Source organism: Flavobacterium sp. BFFFF1, from assembly GCF_002256285.1.
Classification (GTDB): Bacteria; Bacteroidota; Bacteroidia; order Flavobacteriales; family Flavobacteriaceae; genus Flavobacterium.
The window spans coordinates 200,999-218,556 of the sequence record NZ_NKJE01000001.1 but is presented as its reverse complement, the minus strand read 5'-3'; the positions used below and the strand labels follow the sequence as shown (position 1 = coordinate 218,556).

Below are 17,558 nucleotides of genomic sequence, written 5' to 3'. Positions count from 1 at the left end.
GATGTTATAAAGTGATAAAGTGATAGATCGTTTTGTGCCGGTATACTTCACCTTTTTTCAATATTGAATTGGGGAAATGCGCATGATTTGGTGCATCCGGGTAGTTTTGTGTTTCAAAACAAATGCCACTTGTTGCGTGATATTTCGCATATTCCTTTCCATCAATTTGATTAAAGCAATTTCCACCCACATAGAGATGCAGTCCAGGCTGGTCTGTATGGACTTCCATTTTCAGCTGGTTATTGATGCTGTATAGTGACGCCGCAAGCGAGTCCTTTTTATTTAGAACGAACGTATTGTCTATTTTTTCAGGACAGTTTTTGGGAAATCTGAAATCGAATTCAGAAACGCCGACGTTAATAAGATTTCCTGTTGGAACATTTTGCCCATCTGTTTCGAGGAATTTCTCTGAATTCACAAAAAGTTTTTGTTTGACAACTGACTCTTTATGGCCTTCCAGATTGAAATAGCTGTGGTGTGTAAGGTTGATCACAGTATCTTCCTTAGCCAACGCTTCATATTCAACTATAAATTCGTTATTGTCCGACAACTGATAAGTAAGCTTGATTTGCAGTTCGCCCGGAAAACAGTCTTCGCCATCATGACTTTTATAACTGAATACGACAGCATTTCCCGACAGACTTTGCACTTGCCAGTGTGCGCGGCTTAACCCTTGATTCCCGCCATGAAGTGAATTCTCGCCATTGTTTTTATCGAGCTTGATTTTTCTTCCGTTTAATGTAAATTCCGCATTTCCGATGCGACCAGCGTAACGGCCGACGGTGGCTCCCAGGTAAGGGGCACTGGGAAGACTAAATGAACTCATGTAATTTTCTACATTATCGAAACCGAGCACCACATCAAGCAGTTGAGTTCCTGCTGGAACTTTAAGTGACATCACGGTCGCTCCAAAATTTGTAGCACACAGCTTCATGCCTTTTGCATTTCCAATTTCGTAAGTGGCGATTTCGGGCTTATTTGGATCAACATCGGCTAAATTCTCAATTGCCGGGCTTAAAAAATGTGGGATATGTTTATTTTCCATTCTTTTTTTGATAAATGCAAAATCAAAAATAATTTTTTTTCCGGCTTGACCATACCAGTACCTACCAGTTTTATATATTTGTAAAAAATAGGGTATGAAAATCATTACCATACAAGCCAACCTTGGAATTCCGAAATACCGGCAAATCATAGCATCGATTGAGAAAGCTATCGAAGAAGACCGGCTGCAACGGGGTGTAAAGCTTCCGTCTGTAAATAAGATCAGTATGGAGTTTTCGCTCTCGAGGGATACGGTATTGTTGGCTTACGAGGAGTTGAAAAAACGGGGCATTGTTTTTGCCATTCCCGGGAAAGGATATTACGTCAAAAGTACCGAAGTCAGGATTGAACAAAAGGTCTTCCTGCTGTTTGAAGAATTGAATAGTTTTAAGGAAGACTTATACAATTCGTTTTTGGCGCATATCGGTCGGAACGCACGTGTGGATATTTTCTTTCATCATTTTAACGTTGGTGTATTTCGAAAACTGATTGAGGACGCTAATGGGAATTACACAAAGTATGTGATCATGCCAACCAATCTTTCTGAGGCAGCCCGATATATAAAAACCCTACCGGTTAATGAGGTGTATATTCTGGACCAGACCAATCCAGACCTGAAATCTTTTCCGGCTGTGTATCAGAATTTTGTTACAGACATTTATGATGCCCTTGCCAGGGGAAAATCGAAGTTGCTGCATTACAACAAGCTGATTTTGATTTTTCCGGGTTTTCGGGAACCATTGGGCATGAAAGAAGGATTTGTGAAATTTTGCAAAGACTTTGACTTTGCCTATGAAGTGATTCCGGAGTTTGACCGGCGGACGATTGAAACCGGTGAGGTGTACATTATTCCTAACGACCGTGACCTGGTGAGCGTAATCGAAAAAGCGAATGAACAGGCGATTGCATTGGGAAGTGATTTTGGCATTATCTCCTACAATGAAACGCCGTTAAAGAAAATTGTCGGGAATGGCATCACGACCATTTCAACCGATTTTATTGGCATGGGAAAAATTATGGCGGAAATGGTATTGGAGAACAGAAATGAGCAGGTAGAAAACAAGAGTGCGTTAATACTCCGGAATTCGCTCTAAAGATTTAAGATTTTTGCGAGCAAATGTTGAAAGAGCCTTGTTTTTAAACGTAAAACTTTAACTGTCATATTGTTTAATTTTATTTGAGAGAATGAAATATGAACTTAAACATTGAAGTTATGAAAACGATGATCACAACATTCGCTGTTTTTTTAAGCGTTACTGCTTTTGGTAACTTTGAAAGCAAACAGCCTGCCTCGTTAAAAACAGCTGAGGTGAAAGCGCCAGTCAGAATGTCAAATCTTCCAAAAGAGGCAAGACAATTTATTAAGGAAAATTACCCTGCAAAGGCAGTGACGTACGTCTCAAAAATGAAAGATAAGAAAGGCGGTACAGTGTACGAAGTGGGTTTGAAGGTCGACGATGAATTGTATATTATCCAGTTTGATGCTCAAGGCGAGCTCATCAGTGAAACCACTGCGGCAAAATAAATTTCCAGCAAATTTTCGAATTAAGGCTTATTGTTAGATTCAATAAGCCTTTTATTTTGCGAGTAAGCCCAAATTGTACCCTTTGCGGGTTTGCCTCCTGCGAATTGTTTTCCAACTTTAAAATAGTGCAAAAAAAAAGCTCTTCATTACAAGGAGCTTAAGTACCGGAGCCGGAGTCGAACCTTTAAAAGTTTGCCTCCTTCGATTGTTGTATTCTTTACAAAATGAGCAATAAAAAAACCCCTGATTCCTCAGGGGTTTTATGTACCCGGAGCCGGAGTCGAACCGGCACGGTTTCCCACAGGTGTTTGAGACCAGCGCGTCTACCAATTCCGCCATCCGGGCTTGAGAGACAATATCGAATCCTTCGATATGTACGCAAAAAACAGTAAAATAATGTTACTGCCTTTCTAACACGGTGCAAATGTAAAAAATATTCTTTCTTGTAAAACAAAAATTACTCAAAAATATGCTTTTTAACTCCGATTTTATTTCTAAATTTGCACCTCGTTAACGCGACACACAACTAACTAACTATTAAACAACAAAATACAATGTCTAACCTGGAACCGGAAGCAAAGATATTTGCGTGTTCACAAAGCACTTATCTCGCTGAGAAAATTGCCGAGAAATATGGTGTGCCGCTGGGCAAAGTAACGTTCTCTAAATATAGTGATGGGGAATTCCAGCCTTCTTATGAAGAGTCAATCAGGGGATTGCGGGTCTTTATCGTTTGCTCCACTTTTCCAAGTGCCGACAACCTGATGGAACTGCTGCTGATGATAGACGCTGCAAAAAGGGCCTCGGCAAGACACGTCACCGCAGTGATTCCGTATTTCGGATGGGCAAGACAAGATAGGAAAGACAAGCCGCGCGTTCCGATTGGGGCGAAGCTTGTAGCCAACCTGCTTGATGCAGCCGGTGCAACACGGATCATGACGATGGATTTGCATGCGGACCAGATTCAGGGGTTTTTCGAGAAACCGGTGGACCACCTGTTTGCCTCGACGATCTTTTTACCATACGTAAGAAGTTTGAATCTCGAGAACCTGACGATAGCATCACCCGATATGGGCGGATCAAAACGGGCATATGCGTATTCGAAATTCCTGGAGTCTGACGTGGTGATTTGTTACAAACAGCGCAAAGCCGCCAATGTGATTGATACCATGGAGCTGATTGGTGAAGTCAGGGGAAGGAACGTAATTTTGGTAGATGACATGATTGATACGGGAGGAACGTTGGCGAAAGCCGCTGACCTGATGATTGAGAAAGGTGCATTGAGTGTAAGGGCGATTTGTACGCATGCCATTTTATCCGGCGAGGCGTACGACAAGATAGAAAAGTCGCAATTGAGTGAGCTGATTGTAACGGATTCGATTCCGTTGAAGAAGCAATCTCCAAAAATACGGGTCGTGAGTTGCGCACCGCTGTTTGCAGAAGTGATGCAAATGGTACAGAACAACAACTCGATCAGCGGGAAATTTTTAATGTAGTCGAACGACTAAAGTCGGAAAGTCCAAAGCCGGACAAAAGATTTGAAGGAATACGTTACCCGCGTTAGGGATTGAAGCGGAAATCCTTTTTTATTTAGAAGAAATACCCATCGACTGCGCTCGGGATGACAAAATAAAAAAGATTGCAGCGAAAAGCCCGGGCCGAAGGTAACGCCCAAAAAAGCTGACAGCCGATAGCTAAAAGCTGATAGCCCAATAAAGAGTTTTATTATTAACTATATATTTTTACAATGAAATCGATTACAATTAAAGGATCAGAAAGAGAAAGCGTGGGCAAGGTAGCAACCAAAGCGGTACGTAATGCTGGAGCGGTTCCTTGCGTATTATACGGAGGAGGTCAACCAGTTCATTTCTCAGCTGAAGAGAAAGAATTCAAGAATTTGGTTTACACCCCAAACGCGCACACCGTTGTGATCGACCTTGGGAGTAAAAAATTCGATGCGGTTTTGCAGGATATTCAGGTACACCCTGTGTCTGACAGAATCCTTCACATCGACTTTTTCCAACTGAAAGATGACAAGGAAATCATCATGGAAGTACCAGTAAAAGTAACAGGAACTTCTCCTGGTGTACTTTTAGGGGGTGTGCTTCGTTTGAACCAACGTCGTCTGAAAGTGAAAGCGTTGCCTAAAAACCTTCCAGATTTCATCGAGGCGGATATCACGCCTATGGAGATGGGTAACAAAATGTATGTTACCAGCCTGACTTCTGACAAGTACAAATTGATGCACCCTGACAACACGGTTGTGGCTCAGGTTCGTATCTCACGTGCGGCGATGAAAGCAGCTCAGGAAGCAGCAAAAGCAGCAAAAGCACCTGCAAAAGGAGGAAAGAAGAAATAATTCTTTTCAACATATTATGGAAAAGCATCGGGAAACCGGTGCTTTTTTTTTGAACGATCAATAGGGAAGTGAGAGTATTAAGTGTAATCTCAATTCAACTTAATATCTTAATGGTTTAAATTTTTAGGAGCCAATCCAGGCTATATCTTTTTTCAGTCTAAAGGAGCCGTAAAAAGGATGCCGCTTCTCCCGAAGTTTTGGGACGGGCTGGTTAATTGTTGTATAATGGCATATCATTTCTGAATTATCCCATTATCTAATTGACTAATTTTTCTAATTTTGCCCGATGAACTGGCTATTACAACTATTCACTCCAAAATCAAAAGAAGTAATCGATCCCATGAAGAAATATTTAATCGTCGGCCTCGGCAACATCGGCGCAGAATATGTCAATACACGCCATAACATTGGTTTTAAAGTAGTGGATTTTCTGGCGAAGCAGGAATCGTTGTCGTTTGAAACCGTCAAACTCGGCGCTATGGCTGAGTATAAATTGAAAGGCCGAACCTATTTTCTCTTGAAACCGAACACATACATGAACCTGAGCGGCAAAGCGGTGAAATTCTGGATGGATAAAGAAAACATACCGTTGGAGAATATTTTTGTCATTACGGATGACCTGAACCTGCCGTTCGGCGCAATCCGGATTAAACCCAAAGGAAGCGATGGCGGCCACAACGGGCTTAAAAGTATCAATCAGATGTTGAATACGCAAAATTACACGCGCTTCCGTTTTGGGATCAGCGATGAATTCAAGAAGGGAAAGCAGGTGGATTATGTACTGGGGGAATGGGATGACGATGAAAAGATGAAGTTGCCCGAAAGGCTTGAGATGGCTGCGAATGCGGTTCGCTCCTTTGGGACAGCCGGGCTTGAAAACACAATGACTACTTATAACGTGAAATAAAAAAAGGGAAAGCATTGCTTTCCCTTTTTCTTATCCAAGATGGTGATTATTGTACCACAATTCTTTTTACTTCTTTGTTTTGACCGTCAGAAACCGATAGCAGGTAGATTCCTGCCTCAGCATTATTCAGCTGAATGTTTTCGTTAAAGTTAGCACTTCCGTTATAGTCTTTTTGGAAGATTACCCTTCCGCGAATGTCGTAAACCGTCATATTCACTTTGTCTGAAGTCAGCTTGTCTGATTGAACATTGAAGCTTCCGTTGTTTGGATTTGGATACACAGCAAAATTGAACAGTGTATTTCCTTCAATGCCAAGCGGAATTTCAACGGTGCAGATGTTGATGCTCCAGCTGTTTAACGTTCCGCCATCGCCGGATACGCCATCAGCAATCCTGAGTGTCCAGGTTCCATTGGACGCCTGTCCGTTAAAAGCAGCGAGCGCATTGGCAGGTTTGCGGATACCGGAAATTGCAGTTCCGGTACCACATACAATTGGTGTGCCTGAATCGTCAAACTGAGCATTCACATTGTTCGCGTCGCCACAAAGCCCGGAAAATAATTGGACTTGTGTCGCAGCTGGACTAATTAATGTTGCTGTGATGTCTTCAACATACGAATGGACAATTTGCATGGTTACATTTACATCTGTAATCGTTGCATTTGCGGGGAAATTCAATGTAGAATTTATCGTAGGTGTGCCATTTTGGGATATTGTCAACGGAATATTCGTAGAAGATACAGTTGTGCATACAAAATGCCCGGTAGTAAACTGAAACGGCGCTCCATATAAGGGATTCGAGTTGCATTCAGCGCTTAATGGGGCCACCCTCCAGTAATATGTGGTTAACTCGTTTAAACCACTTGTCTGGTAGGAATTGGTATTGGACGAAGCGGTTGAAACGATATTGGCAAAACTACTGTCTGTTGCGAGTTGGATACTGTAGCTGGTTGCGCCAGTGGCTGCTGACCATGATAGTGTTACATTCGGAGCCTGACCAATTGCCAGGTTGGCAGGTGACGTTAGTGTTGGAACACCTAAACCAAGAACAAGGTAAAAATTAGCTGTTTTTGTAATAGCACCTGAGGTAGAGGTTACTGTTATAGTATAGAATCCCGCCGGACTGGTAGACAGGTTATCGATGGTCATCACCACACTTCCTGTAGCAGAGGCAGATGCTGGAGAAAAGTTAACAGTAGATCCGGCCGGATTTCCGGTTGCAGAAAAAGTTGTAGCTCCTGAAAAGCCGCCAAGCGCAGTGTAATTGATGTTATAAGTTACTGGATTATCGCCATTGCAGACCAATTTATATTGGTCACCCTCGACGCCTGAAAAGGAAATAGCCTGCGTTGCACCAGGGGACGTAATCGCAAAATTGGTGTTCGAAATATCAAAGAAAATGTTTCCGTTTGCTTTTACCATGATGCGGTTTGATGTTCCTGGGGAATTTGGGATGGTGACTATCTCAGAGCCATCATTAGGCACGTGGCTTGCCAAAAGGGTATTAAATGAGGCGCCCGAGTTTGAAGAAAAATAGATGTCGACAAAAGCTGCGTTTATTCCATTGGCTGTAGTCCCTGCAACATTCCATGTTACCGTTTGGTTGCTTCCTGCAGGCCAGCTCACTACGCTATTTGGCGCCGTCACGGCAAATGGACCTGCCGCAGCATTAACGGTTACCACCATTGCATCTGTATTGGTTTGCGCGCCATTGATAGAATTATCCCTGGCTGTAAGCGTGAAATTTAATGGCCTTGAAACATTTGAAACAGATTCAAATGAACTGGTGAGTGAGTTCGTTAAAATTCGGCTCATCGTCGGGAAATAGCGAATTGGAGCAGCAGTAGGCGAAAAAGAACGGAAAGTAGGGCCAGCGACTTTTGTAGCTGAGGCAATACTCGCATTGCCTGATGTGGCGTTCGATGCGTCGTCAAATTGCTCCCAAGTGTAATCTAACACGTCATTGTCAGCATCAGATGCACTCCCTGTCAACACAAATGGCGTTCCTTTTGGGATAGTATAGTCAGCACCAGCATTCACAACAGGGGCTGAATTGGCCGTTGGGGTAGATACCGGACACGTTTTTGTGGCAAGATTTTGCTGTATTTGAATGATGTTGGCATACGTGAAATAATCATCGGAATTTGACTGAACATCAGTTGTATTGCCTGTAATTCCTGCGTAACCCATAATGGTAGAGCCGCTTCCCGGTTCAACATTCGTTCCAGAGCCTTCATAGCTTACAGAATAGGAGTGTGTGCCTCCCATTTGATGGCCCATTTCGTGAGCTACATAATCAATATCAAAACTGTCTCCCATCGGGACACCGTCAGAGGGAGATGTAATCCCACTTCCTTTCTGATTATTGACACATACACAACCAATACAGCCGGCATCTCCGCCGCCGCCTGTTGCGCCAAATAAATGGCCGATGTCGTAATTTGCTTCTCCAATAACAGCAGTAAGTTTTGCCTGCAACTCTCCATTCCAGTTGCCCATATTGGAAGCTGCAGAATAGCCGTCTGTGGTTGCATTGGTGAAAACCACAAGATTGTTGTTCGCAATGATGTTAAGGTGGATGGCAAGGTCTATATCATAAACGCCATTTACACGCGTCATGGTAGCGTTCATTGCTGCCAGTGCGCCTGCAACAGTACCACCGTGGTATATGCCATATTCTCCTGTACAGGAAAGCGCGAGTCGCATGGTTTTGTAGGAGCCATTGTTTGATCGCGCAACACTTGGGCTGCTGTTGATGTTCTTGTTTACAGCAATGTCTGCTGTACTACAAACCAAAGGAAGGCTGTTCTGCAGTCTTGTCTGAGAATCAAACAATACATACAGTGAACGGTCTTTTGTATAAGGCTCAATAAATTCTGAACCTTTATCAGCCCTTAAAGTCATTGTTTGAATTCCCTCTGGTGACAGGCTAAAATATAGTTTTGCATTTTTATCGGTAATACCGCGTCCAATGTACGACCTGATTTCAGGGAATTTTGCCTGAAGTTCTGGTTCGAAATTGGAATTCTCCCAAACCAGGAATTCTTCCATTTCGCCTTTTACATTAGGAATACTGATCTTTACACCAGCATCAGCTGAAAATCGTTTATTCACATTTGCGAGTTGGCTTTTGATCGCACTTACATCAAATGTGTAAAATTTTTGGTTCTCAGAATAAGCGCCAGTTCTGATTTTCTCGCGATTTGAAAAAGCAGCCGGGTCTGCACTGCGCCACACGTTGTTTTTTTGCGCCAAAATCTGGCCCGAGAAAACGATTGTGATTAAAAAAAGTAAAATATTTTTCATTTTAAAGGGGGGTATAGATTTTTTAAAAATTAAAAAAGTGTCCAAATGTATCAAAAAAAATATCAATTGTTCATGAAAGCGTTGTGAATTTCACACATTTTTGTGTTAAAATATTTTTTGTACTTTTAAACACCCCAAAACACTGAAATTCTTTTTGATATGCAAAAATTGATACTGTTTTTTTTAGGATTTTTCACGCTCATCTGCTGCAACACCAGGCCGGTATTGGATCACAATGGTCAACACATTTCTATTTTGTCCGGTTGCCCCGCTGATGGAAAATGTACAGTGGAAATGACTGCAGGAAAATCGCTGGTCGTCCACGAAGATGAATTCGGGAATAGGAGTTATGAATTAATGGACGAAATTGGTACAAATGTATACAAGGTCGCGTATAACCGCAATGTGCCGGATGGCGTACAGGATGGAACGTATCGGGAGGAGATCATCTTTGAGTCAAAAAACGAAAATAAGTCTTCGGTTTTACAAGGGAATGCACTTCAGAACGCAAAATTGCTTTTTGGTCGATTTTGTTATTGCAAAGGACAAACAGGCTATTACAAAATTACAGATGGAACGCTCAGAATTTCGGGGAATACCGGAGAAAGGGTTTACAGCCTTGATTTCAAAACGGATAAAACCCCACAAGTTTTGAATTCAGTCACTTTTAGCATCAGGAATTAAAATGCATGAACTAGTATTCCCAAAAATATTGGGCGTGCATTTCATCTTCCTTTTCAAAACTTGCCCTGGTGTGTTTTTCATTTAACGCGGCATTGATAACACTCTGGATTCTTCGCTCCAGGTCCTTTTCCTCATCTTCGGGTGCCTGCATATTGAAAACTTTATACGCCAGCGGATTTATGGAGTTTGCATCATTGATAAATGCGATTGCAACGAATTCCTTCTTAGAAACATTTCGGTATGATGGCCTGGCAGGATAACTGAAAAAATAAAATGTAACCTTCCGACTCCTGTAGTCGATGGTGCGTTTAGATACGATCGTTATCGGATCCTTTGGTGTGAGCTGATTAAAGTTTGTCAGTGCATCAACAGCCATTTCATCAGCTGTTAAGGCGGCAAATTGCTCGTTTTTACCACGGTTCGCCAATAGTGAAATTAATGGGTAGGCATATTGGGGGTTGTGCAACAACTTCGTGATATCATCGTTACCGAGCTTATCATTTAGAAAATCCAGACGCATCAATTCGGTATTCAATTCCGGAATATCGAGTGCCTTGATTTTTGTGATCAATGCAGTTGTTTGGTTGCCTTGTGGAAGACTGTAAATCAGTTCAAGGTAGCTGATAATCGTTTCTGAGGGCACATGCGTATCGTTTTGTGTGTATTCCTCGATAACCGATGCTTCAGCTTCTTCTGTATTGTCCGTTTGTGTCGTTTCCGGATTGTTTTGTTTCCATGTCACCATCCGTTTACATTCTAATTTTGCATTGGTGACAATCATCTTTCGGTACGATTTGAGTGTTTTTGAAGAAATGAAGTCTTTGTCCAATAAATAGCCTGCGAAATCAAGTATTGGTTCATTGTATTCCGGAATGCTGTAAAATTCAAAGATAGCCGGAAACAAATGCCTGCTGTGGGCGCCATTGTTTTTAAACTGTGTAAACAGGTTCACTATTTCATAACGGGACTGCGGCAGTGGCAAGTCATATTCCATTAGATTGCGGATTTTCGTGTATGCTGCTTTGCTTTTATGTGTTGCCAAAGCGCGTAAAATCGTAAGCTGGTCTGTGGTAGTGGCCTCAGCGCTCTTGTAAAATTCGTCGGCGAAAGCAAGAGCTTCAGGACTTTCTATGCTGATGATTTTAGCGAGTATTGTTTGTTTGGCGAATTTCTCGCTTTCCTTATCGTTAAATGTAAACGTTTTGATGAAATTTCGCATTGCCGGAAAATCCGTTCTGGTAATTTCCAATACATCAGCTGAGGATAAGGCGGAATAGCGGATGGTATCTTTAGGGTTGTTGGCATCATCAATAAAAGTCTTGATTTTTTCCTTCGAATCTGAAAATTTGCTTTTTTCTGTCGGTTCAAGTGAGTTCATTGTTCGTTCCATGAACTTCGTGTCCTCATTTTGGATTTTGTCAGTCAGCGCTGAAAAAGTGAAGATCCGATCATCATAAACGTAAGCCCTATACCGTATGGCCTGCGTGGCATTTGGTTTAGAGACTACTGCGTCGATCACATGCCTGTTGTGAGGCTTGTCAAAAGTTTGAGATTGGTTTACGAACTCATAGTTGTCTTTCTCCTGATCGATGAGCGAATTCCATTGGTTGGCTGCATAGCCTTTTCGGTGATTGTAAAGCGCGTTGTTGAAAGCCATTCTTGCGGTACTGCTACTATAGTCGTAATCATACTCGTCGTAAACAGTTGCCGTGCTGTCCGCGCCAGTATCGTTTGAGGTGAATTCAGTGAGCCATTCTTTGTTCAGTTTTTTCCGGATTGAATCCAATGGTAACGCACGTTCGTATTTTCCGTTTTTCACAAATGCCATCGAGATACTCTGGCCGGTCTCGGAATTGAAATTATAATATTCACGTTCCTGTTCAAAAATATTTTTATGGGACGATTCCCTTGATGGAAATTGTGAAAACAATTGCCGGTTTTGTTTTTCGGGCACTGTAATGCTGAACTGGGCAATGGTATCGGTGTAAACCTTTGTTGCCGCATCAAACAGCCAGGGTTTCGTGGAGAATGACTCGAAGAAACGCGAAGTATTTTCTTTAGAGGCATTTACCGTTCCCAGAAGGTAGTATTTGTTGCCTTTGATAATGCTTTTGAGCCGTATTTTTTTAGTGCCGATTGTCGACGCCGATTCGTATGCGTTTTTGTTTTTGTCAAAGCGCGTCTCCGTGGTGTCGGCGCTGTGCTGCATGTAAAATTCGTAGTGGATTTGTTTGTGCTCATATTCGGACTCTTCGAGCATAGATAAATCGCTGAGGGTTTTTTCAGAGAGGAAATAGGATCCTTTCTCTTTAGGATCGTATGCCTGGATGTTGATGTCGTCACTCTTGTCAGGATTTGCGCCGAAAATTGATGCGAAGGAGGGCATCAAAGCTTCAAACCCGCCGCGTTTCGGGCTGACGAGGTCCCAATCTTTTTTGAAAGCCTTGATTTTGATGTTGTCGAATACGCGATTTTCATATTGTTTCACATAGTCGCCTTTGCCGGTCATCGAAATTACAATAATCTCCAAAGGCGTGATGTAGAAGCGTGAGTGCTGCGTATTTCCTGTTTTGGTGATGTTCCGGATGTCATACCCTGAAAAATTTTCCTGTTCAAAATATTTTTTTTCGAGGATGTTTCCGGCAATCCCCTCATAGAAAAGACTATCAAGGGATTTGGGATTTAATAGGTCTGCATCTTTCTTCATAAAATAATTCAACGGTACACGCCTGAGGGTCGTGACGCCGCCATTGGTATAATCCGGAGATTCGATATTATAGTCTTCATCCCTGATATTCTTTGTCATGGGCATTGATATCATGTTGTCCCTTGTGGTAGCAAGCTTGAATTCTGGTTCGGGAAAATATTCCTCGATAATCTTTTTCTGCTTTTTACCCGCGTTCGTCAGCGAATCAATGACCGGTTTTAACGTATAGCCTTTAGCGCGCAGCAAATCGATGATGCCCTGCTTTCCTGCGAGGTGGGCGGCGCCAACGGCGGCGAATACACTTCCGGTTTTTGCCAGCGAATCGATGCTGCGCGCCATAGTGATGTTGCGTTTAACGATCATTGCTTCATGAGATTTTTCCGAAGATGTCAGTTTCGAAAGCGAATCCAGCATCACAATGTCCTTCTCGCGGTACAAATCCTTCATGGCTTCGTCAAGCGGGCGGTTTTTCATGATTTTCAGGGCGAGCAACTTGTTTTCATCTTTGGGCCGCGCGTCTTTTCCTGTGACGCTGTAAAAGAGTTGCATTGATTTTTTAGCGTTCTCGAGTCCAACAATCCGTTTTTTATATTTTCGTCCTGTTTGGTATATGAACATATCGAGGACATTGCTTTCCTGGTAGTCGACGCTCACGTCATCGTAATAATTTAGCGACATTAAACCAGCGTAGTAGCTGTTGCCTGTAAACAAGTATTTGAGGGTTTCTTTTTCAATGGGTTTTAGGTAGAAATAGCTGTAGAATTTATAATTCCTGGAATAGTATTCCGGCATGTTGTCACGATAGCGGTCGCGGGAGAATTCCTCCCAGCTTTCGGGGTCACTTTCATTGCTTACAATATCGGCTTCCATCAGGTGTTTGAAAAAAGCGTCTGACAAGTGATAGGAAACCTTGTCGCTCACGTGCATTGTTCCGTACAAATACGAATTTTTTGAGAGTCCGTTACCGGAAATTTCCCAGAGCAGGCTGTTGTTTTTTTGGGCTGTCAACAGCGGGCCTGACAGGATTGCGAGTAGCAGTGCAATTTTTTTCAAGGGTTTTGTTTTTTCAGTTAAACAAATATAATAGACAACGCTTAATGAAATTCAATAGTGTTATGATTAAATAAAAAAAGGCCCTGGAATAAACCAGCGCCTTTTCTTAAGTAGTTTTGAATTATAATTATCCCAGAGCAACCCTCTTGAAGCCTGTTACTGTAAGACCTGCATCTACAGATTTTACATAAGCAGCAACACTCATAGAACCGTCTTTAATGTAATCCTGGTTTACCAAAGTGTTGTCTTTGAAGAAACGCTGTAATTTTCCTTTTGCGATATTGTCAAGCATAGCTTCAGCTTTGCCTTCCTGACGCAATTGGTCTTTTGCGATTTCGATTTCTTTCTCAACAGTTGCGGCGTCAACGCCAGTTTCGTCAAGAGCGATTGGAGACATCGCAGCCGCCTGCATTGCCACGTTTTTAGCAGCTTCTTCAGCGCCTTCAACGTTAGCAGAAAGTGCTACCAAAGTGGCAATTTTACCAGAGTGAACGTATGATCCAACGAACGCGCCTTTCAATCTTTCGAAAGAGGCTACTTCGATTTTCTCTCCGATAACCCCTGTTTGCTCGATGAGTTTCTCAGCGACAGTGATGCCATTGAAATCAGCAGCAAGGAAATCTTCTTTTGTATCAAATTGTAAAGCAAGGTTTGCCAAGTCGTTTGCAAGTTTCACGAAACCTTCATTTTTACCTACGAAGTCGGTTTCACAATTTAAAGTGATTGCAACACCTTCCGTTTTGTCAGCGCTTACTACCGCTACAGCAGCTCCTTCAGTCGATTCACGATCTGAACGGTTAGCGGCTACTTTTTGTCCTTTTTTGCGTAGGTTTTCGATTGCAAGATCGAAATCCCCATCCGCTTCAACAAGTGCTTTTTTGCAGTCCATCATTCCGGCACCTGTGATTGTTCTTAATTTATTTACGTCTGCAGCAGTGATTGTTGCCATTGTGTTTTATTTAAAGATTAAAAGATTTTTTAAAATGAATTACGAATTACAAATTATGAATTACGCAGCACGTAAACTCATAATTCATAATTCGTAATTGTTTTTGTTTTATTCTTCAGTAGACTCAGTCACTTCAGGAGCAGCTTCTTCTGCTACTTCAGCCACAGGAGCTTCTTCAACTACAGGCGCTTCCGCTACGGGAGCAGCTGCAGTTACCGGTGCTTCCACTTCGTCAGCAACGTCATCACCAGCATCTTCTTTGTCAGAAGTCCTGTTTGACAGACCGTCGATTACTGCGTTTGTTACTAAAGATAAAATTTTCTCTATTGATTTAGAAGCATCATCATTTGCAGGGATTACATAATCAACCTCACGTGGGTCAGAGTTTGTATCCACCATTGCGAAAACTGGAATGTTTAATTTCTGTGCTTCTTTTATTGCGATGTGTTCTGCTTTGATATCCACTACGAATAACGCGGCAGGAAGTCTTGACATATCAGCGATAGAACCTAAGTTCTTCTCTAGTTTTGCACGCAGACGATCAACCTGTAAACGCTCTTTTTTAGATAGTGTCTGGAATGTGCCGTCTTTCTTCATTCTGTCAATCGTAGCCATTTTCTTAACAGCTTTACGGATGGTTACGAAGTTAGTCAGCATTCCGCCTGGCCATCTTTCAGTGATGTAAGGCATGTTTGCAGCTTTTGCTTTCTCAGCAACGATGTCTTTTGCTTGTTTTTTGGTAGCTACGAATAAGATCTTTCTACCTGATGCAGCGATTTTTTTAAGGGCGTCGTTAGCCTCTTCGATTTTAGCTGCGGTTTTATATAGGTTAATGATGTGAATACCATTACGCTCCATATAAATGTAAGGGGCCATGTTTGGGTCCCATTTTCTGGTCATGTGTCCGAAGTGAACACCTGCTTCCAGTAATTCTTTAACTTCTACTTTGTTTGCCATTTGTAATAGTTTACGTTCTGTCGAATTAGCAATGTTCCATAAGCTGTCAGCTGTTAGCTGTTGGCTATTGGCTTCATTTAGATGCTAAACTAATTTCCAGCCTCAGCGGGAATAGTAACAATAACTTAGTTTTTAATAATTTAATGAACTTGATGCCCTGTACGCTCAGCACAGGACAGGTAATATTAACGTTTAGAGAACTGGAATCTCTTACGGGCTTTTTTCTGACCGAACTTCTTACGTTCAACCATTCTTGGGTCCCTTGTCAATAAACCTTCTGGTTTAAGGATCGCTCTGTTTCCTTCACCCACTTCACACATTGCTCTTGCAATAGCCATTCTCACAGCTTCTGCCTGGCCTGTAACACCACCACCATACACGTTAATCTTAACGTCATAGTTGTCTGCGTTTTCAGTCATGGTCATTGGCTGCATTACTTTGTACTGTAAAGTAGCGGTCGGAAAGTAAGTTGCGAATTCTTTTTTGTTTACGGTGATTTTTCCTGTTCCTTCAGAAACATACACACGTGCTACGGCCGTTTTTCTTCTGCCGATTTTGTGGATTACTGCCATTACTTAAGATCGTTTAGGTTAACAGTTTTAGGTTTTTGAGCGCCTTGTTTGTGCTCTGGACCTACTACTACATTCAGGTTTCTGAAAAGTTCAGCGCCCAATTTGTTTTTTGGAAGCATGCCTTTTACAGCTTTCTCAACTAAAGCAGCAGGGTTTTTAGCCTGTAAAACTTTAGCAGTTAAGGTTCTCTGACCTCCTGGGTAACCGGTATGACGCATGTAAATTTTGTCATCCATTTTTGAACCCGTAAGGTTGATTTTTTCCGCGTTGATAACAATTACGTTATCGCCACAGTCCACGTGCGGTGTGTAACTCGGTTTGTACTTTCCTCTCAAGATCATAGCGACTTTGGAAGCAAGACGACCCAAGTTATGACCGTCAGCATCAACAACAATCCACTCTTTGCTTACAGTGGCCTTGTTGGCTGAAATTGTCTTGTAACTTAATGTGTTCACAATAATTTATTTTAATTAAACATTCCATCCCCAATAAAGGGAGTGCAAAAGTACGATTATTTATTTTAAATGCAAATGTCTGTAAAAGATTATTTTGAGGGATTTATACAAGTTCAAAACTTAACGATTAAAGTTACTCAAAAACCTTACCCTTAAACTTTAAACTAAAAAAAACCATCCGTGGGGATGGTTTTCATGGGTATAAACTTAAATTAAGCTTACACTATAAATAGGTTGGCAATATCAACGACCTGTTGCGTAGTCAAAGGTTCATCATAGGCCTCAGAACCGGCATCGGCTCCAAAGAGCGCAGCGGTATTATATCCAGCTTGCGATGTGACTTCCTCACCATTATATACCGCCTGTGTGGCATCGGGCATTCCTGCGCCGCGTTGGTTTCCGGTAATCCATCCTTTAAGTCCGCGCAATCTCCTTACCTCCGAAGCATGTCTTGCTTCAACAGAATGGATTTGCAACGCTGCGGTTAGCAACGCGGGCTGAGTGATCAGGTTTCCTGCCTGTCCTTTATAAGCACGCACGCCGGTGTCCTCAAAGGCCTGGGCCAAGGCAAGGAACTGGGCATAAGCTGTAGCCTGGCCAATTCCGTTGTCGTTAAACGGGTCAAAAGCGCCTCCCACTGTAAAGTCGAAAGTCGGTTTTGCAGGTGCATCTGCGCCAAGTGCGTTGCTTAAGAACGTCACGTGATCGCTTTCATGTGCAGAAATCTGCATGAAGACTTTCTCGTCCCTTCCGCCGGTTGGGATCACTCCGGAATCCAGGCCCAACTGGTAGAATTCCTTTTCCAGGTATTCCAATATAAGTGCAAACTGCAGCGCTCCGGTTGGGGTCGCTGGTGTTGCTGTAATATCTGATGCAAAAACCTTTGATGTCATGGTAGCGAGCCCAAATGGTACCGCGGCAAGCGCCAGGTTTCTTCCTATCTTTCCGAATTGTCCGAAACTGTCTCTTCTTGAGCCTTCACTGCGCATCATTTCCTCATTGGTAAATGACTCTAAAAATTTGATAATATTCATGATTCTGA

The 17,558-nt window shown here is 42.4% G+C and carries 14 protein-coding genes and 1 tRNA gene; 6 read left to right on the top strand and 9 right to left on the bottom strand.

Annotated features, from left to right (window positions below):
* Window positions 1–4 precede the first annotated feature (4 nt).
* A complete protein-coding gene (locus CFE23_RS00850; protein ID WP_291082596.1) occupies window positions 5–1,045 on the bottom strand; it encodes an aldose epimerase family protein in 1,041 nt (346 codons plus the stop codon).
* 94 nt (window positions 1,046–1,139) lie between these two features.
* On the opposite strand from CFE23_RS00850, the gene CFE23_RS00845 reads away from it, so the two are divergent.
* Together CFE23_RS00845 and CFE23_RS00840 are read left to right on the top strand one after the other, a co-directional pair.
* Window positions 1,140–2,138 carry a GntR family transcriptional regulator gene (locus CFE23_RS00845; protein WP_291082594.1) on the top strand — a complete coding sequence of 333 codons (999 nt, stop codon included), beginning with the start codon at window positions 1,140–1,142 and terminating at the stop codon, window positions 2,136–2,138.
* Between the two features lie 119 nt (window positions 2,139–2,257).
* Complete coding sequence (locus CFE23_RS00840) at window positions 2,258–2,569, top strand: hypothetical protein (RefSeq protein WP_291082591.1); 312 nt, start codon at window positions 2,258–2,260, stop codon at window positions 2,567–2,569.
* A 265-nt stretch (window positions 2,570–2,834) separates the two neighbouring features.
* On the opposite strand, the gene CFE23_RS00835 is transcribed toward CFE23_RS00840, so the two are convergent.
* Window positions 2,835–2,914 (bottom strand) — tRNA-Leu (locus CFE23_RS00835).
* 209 nt (window positions 2,915–3,123) lie between these two features.
* Here CFE23_RS00835 and CFE23_RS00830 point away from each other — a divergent pair.
* The 3 genes from CFE23_RS00830 to pth all read left to right on the top strand — a co-directional run bounded on the left by CFE23_RS00830 (window position 3,124) and on the right by pth (window position 5,835).
* Window positions 3,124–4,065 (top strand): ribose-phosphate pyrophosphokinase, encoded by a 942-nt coding sequence (locus CFE23_RS00830; RefSeq protein ID WP_291082588.1) that lies wholly within the window; start codon window positions 3,124–3,126, stop codon window positions 4,063–4,065.
* Window positions 4,066–4,316: 251 nt separating this feature from the next.
* The gene (locus CFE23_RS00825; RefSeq protein WP_291082586.1) at window positions 4,317–4,928 is read left to right on the top strand and encodes a 50S ribosomal protein L25/general stress protein Ctc; all 612 of its coding nucleotides are present in this window, start codon (window positions 4,317–4,319) and stop codon (window positions 4,926–4,928) included.
* A 286-nt stretch (window positions 4,929–5,214) separates the two neighbouring features.
* A complete protein-coding gene (pth, locus tag CFE23_RS00820) occupies window positions 5,215–5,835 on the top strand; it encodes an aminoacyl-tRNA hydrolase (RefSeq protein WP_291082583.1) in 621 nt (206 codons plus the stop codon).
* A gap of 46 nt (window positions 5,836–5,881) precedes the next feature.
* Here the strand turns inward: pth and CFE23_RS00815 are convergent, their stop codons facing one another.
* On the bottom strand, window positions 5,882–9,139 hold the full coding sequence (locus CFE23_RS00815; RefSeq protein WP_291082580.1) for a reprolysin-like metallopeptidase: 3,258 nt from the start codon (window positions 9,137–9,139) through the stop codon (window positions 5,882–5,884).
* A gap of 159 nt (window positions 9,140–9,298) precedes the next feature.
* On the opposite strand from CFE23_RS00815, the gene CFE23_RS00810 reads away from it, so the two are divergent.
* Window positions 9,299–9,823: a hypothetical protein gene (locus CFE23_RS00810; RefSeq protein ID WP_291082578.1), complete on the top strand. Its 525-nt coding sequence runs from the start codon at window positions 9,299–9,301 to the stop codon at window positions 9,821–9,823.
* 10 nt (window positions 9,824–9,833) lie between these two features.
* Here CFE23_RS00810 and CFE23_RS00805 read toward each other — a convergent pair whose 3' ends face one another.
* The 6 genes from CFE23_RS00805 to CFE23_RS00780 form a co-directional block, all read right to left on the bottom strand.
* Window positions 9,834–13,583, bottom strand: coding sequence for a TraB/GumN family protein (locus CFE23_RS00805; protein ID WP_291082575.1), 3,750 nt, complete (start codon window positions 13,581–13,583; stop codon window positions 9,834–9,836).
* Between the two features lie 127 nt (window positions 13,584–13,710).
* The gene (gene tsf / locus CFE23_RS00800; RefSeq protein WP_291082572.1) at window positions 13,711–14,532 is read right to left on the bottom strand and encodes a translation elongation factor Ts; all 822 of its coding nucleotides are present in this window, start codon (window positions 14,530–14,532) and stop codon (window positions 13,711–13,713) included.
* Window positions 14,533–14,640: 108 nt separating this feature from the next.
* On the bottom strand, window positions 14,641–15,489 hold the full coding sequence (gene rpsB, locus CFE23_RS00795) for a 30S ribosomal protein S2 (RefSeq protein WP_291082569.1): 849 nt from the start codon (window positions 15,487–15,489) through the stop codon (window positions 14,641–14,643).
* Window positions 15,490–15,674: 185 nt separating this feature from the next.
* Window positions 15,675–16,061, bottom strand: a complete 387-nt coding sequence (gene rpsI / locus CFE23_RS00790; protein WP_291082566.1) for a 30S ribosomal protein S9 — start codon at window positions 16,059–16,061, stop codon at window positions 15,675–15,677.
* Window positions 16,061–16,516 (bottom strand): 50S ribosomal protein L13, encoded by a 456-nt coding sequence (rplM, locus tag CFE23_RS00785; RefSeq protein WP_291082564.1) that lies wholly within the window; start codon window positions 16,514–16,516, stop codon window positions 16,061–16,063. The genes rpsI and rplM overlap by 1 nt, the downstream gene beginning before the upstream one ends.
* A gap of 218 nt (window positions 16,517–16,734) precedes the next feature.
* Window positions 16,735–17,550, bottom strand: a complete 816-nt coding sequence (locus tag CFE23_RS00780; RefSeq protein WP_291082561.1) for a ferritin-like domain-containing protein — start codon at window positions 17,548–17,550, stop codon at window positions 16,735–16,737.
* Window positions 17,551–17,558: the final 8 nt, after the last annotated feature.

Excerpts from the sequence above, each read along its gene's own strand:
- CFE23_RS00845 (WP_291082594.1), top strand. The coding sequence starts at position 1,140 with ATGAAAATCATTACCATACAAGCCAACCTTGGAATTCCGAAATACCGG.
- pth (WP_291082583.1), top strand. The coding sequence starts at position 5,215 with ATGAACTGGCTATTACAACTATTCACTCCAAAATCAAAAGAAGTAATC.
- CFE23_RS00850 (WP_291082596.1), bottom strand. The coding sequence starts at position 1,045 with ATGGAAAATAAACATATCCCACATTTTTTAAGCCCGGCAATTGAGAAT.
- CFE23_RS00815 (WP_291082580.1), bottom strand. The coding sequence starts at position 9,139 with ATGAAAAATATTTTACTTTTTTTAATCACAATCGTTTTCTCGGGCCAG.
- rpsI (WP_291082566.1), bottom strand. The coding sequence starts at position 16,061 with ATGGCAGTAATCCACAAAATCGGCAGAAGAAAAACGGCCGTAGCACGT.
- CFE23_RS00825 (WP_291082586.1), top strand. The coding sequence starts at position 4,317 with ATGAAATCGATTACAATTAAAGGATCAGAAAGAGAAAGCGTGGGCAAG.
- CFE23_RS00810 (WP_291082578.1), top strand. The coding sequence starts at position 9,299 with ATGCAAAAATTGATACTGTTTTTTTTAGGATTTTTCACGCTCATCTGC.
- tsf (WP_291082572.1), bottom strand. The coding sequence starts at position 14,532 with ATGGCAACAATCACTGCTGCAGACGTAAATAAATTAAGAACAATCACA.
- CFE23_RS00830 (WP_291082588.1), top strand. The coding sequence starts at position 3,124 with ATGTCTAACCTGGAACCGGAAGCAAAGATATTTGCGTGTTCACAAAGC.
- CFE23_RS00780 (WP_291082561.1), bottom strand. The coding sequence starts at position 17,550 with ATGAATATTATCAAATTTTTAGAGTCATTTACCAATGAGGAAATGATG.
- CFE23_RS00840 (WP_291082591.1), top strand. The coding sequence starts at position 2,258 with ATGAAAACGATGATCACAACATTCGCTGTTTTTTTAAGCGTTACTGCT.
- rpsB (WP_291082569.1), bottom strand. The coding sequence starts at position 15,489 with ATGGCAAACAAAGTAGAAGTTAAAGAATTACTGGAAGCAGGTGTTCAC.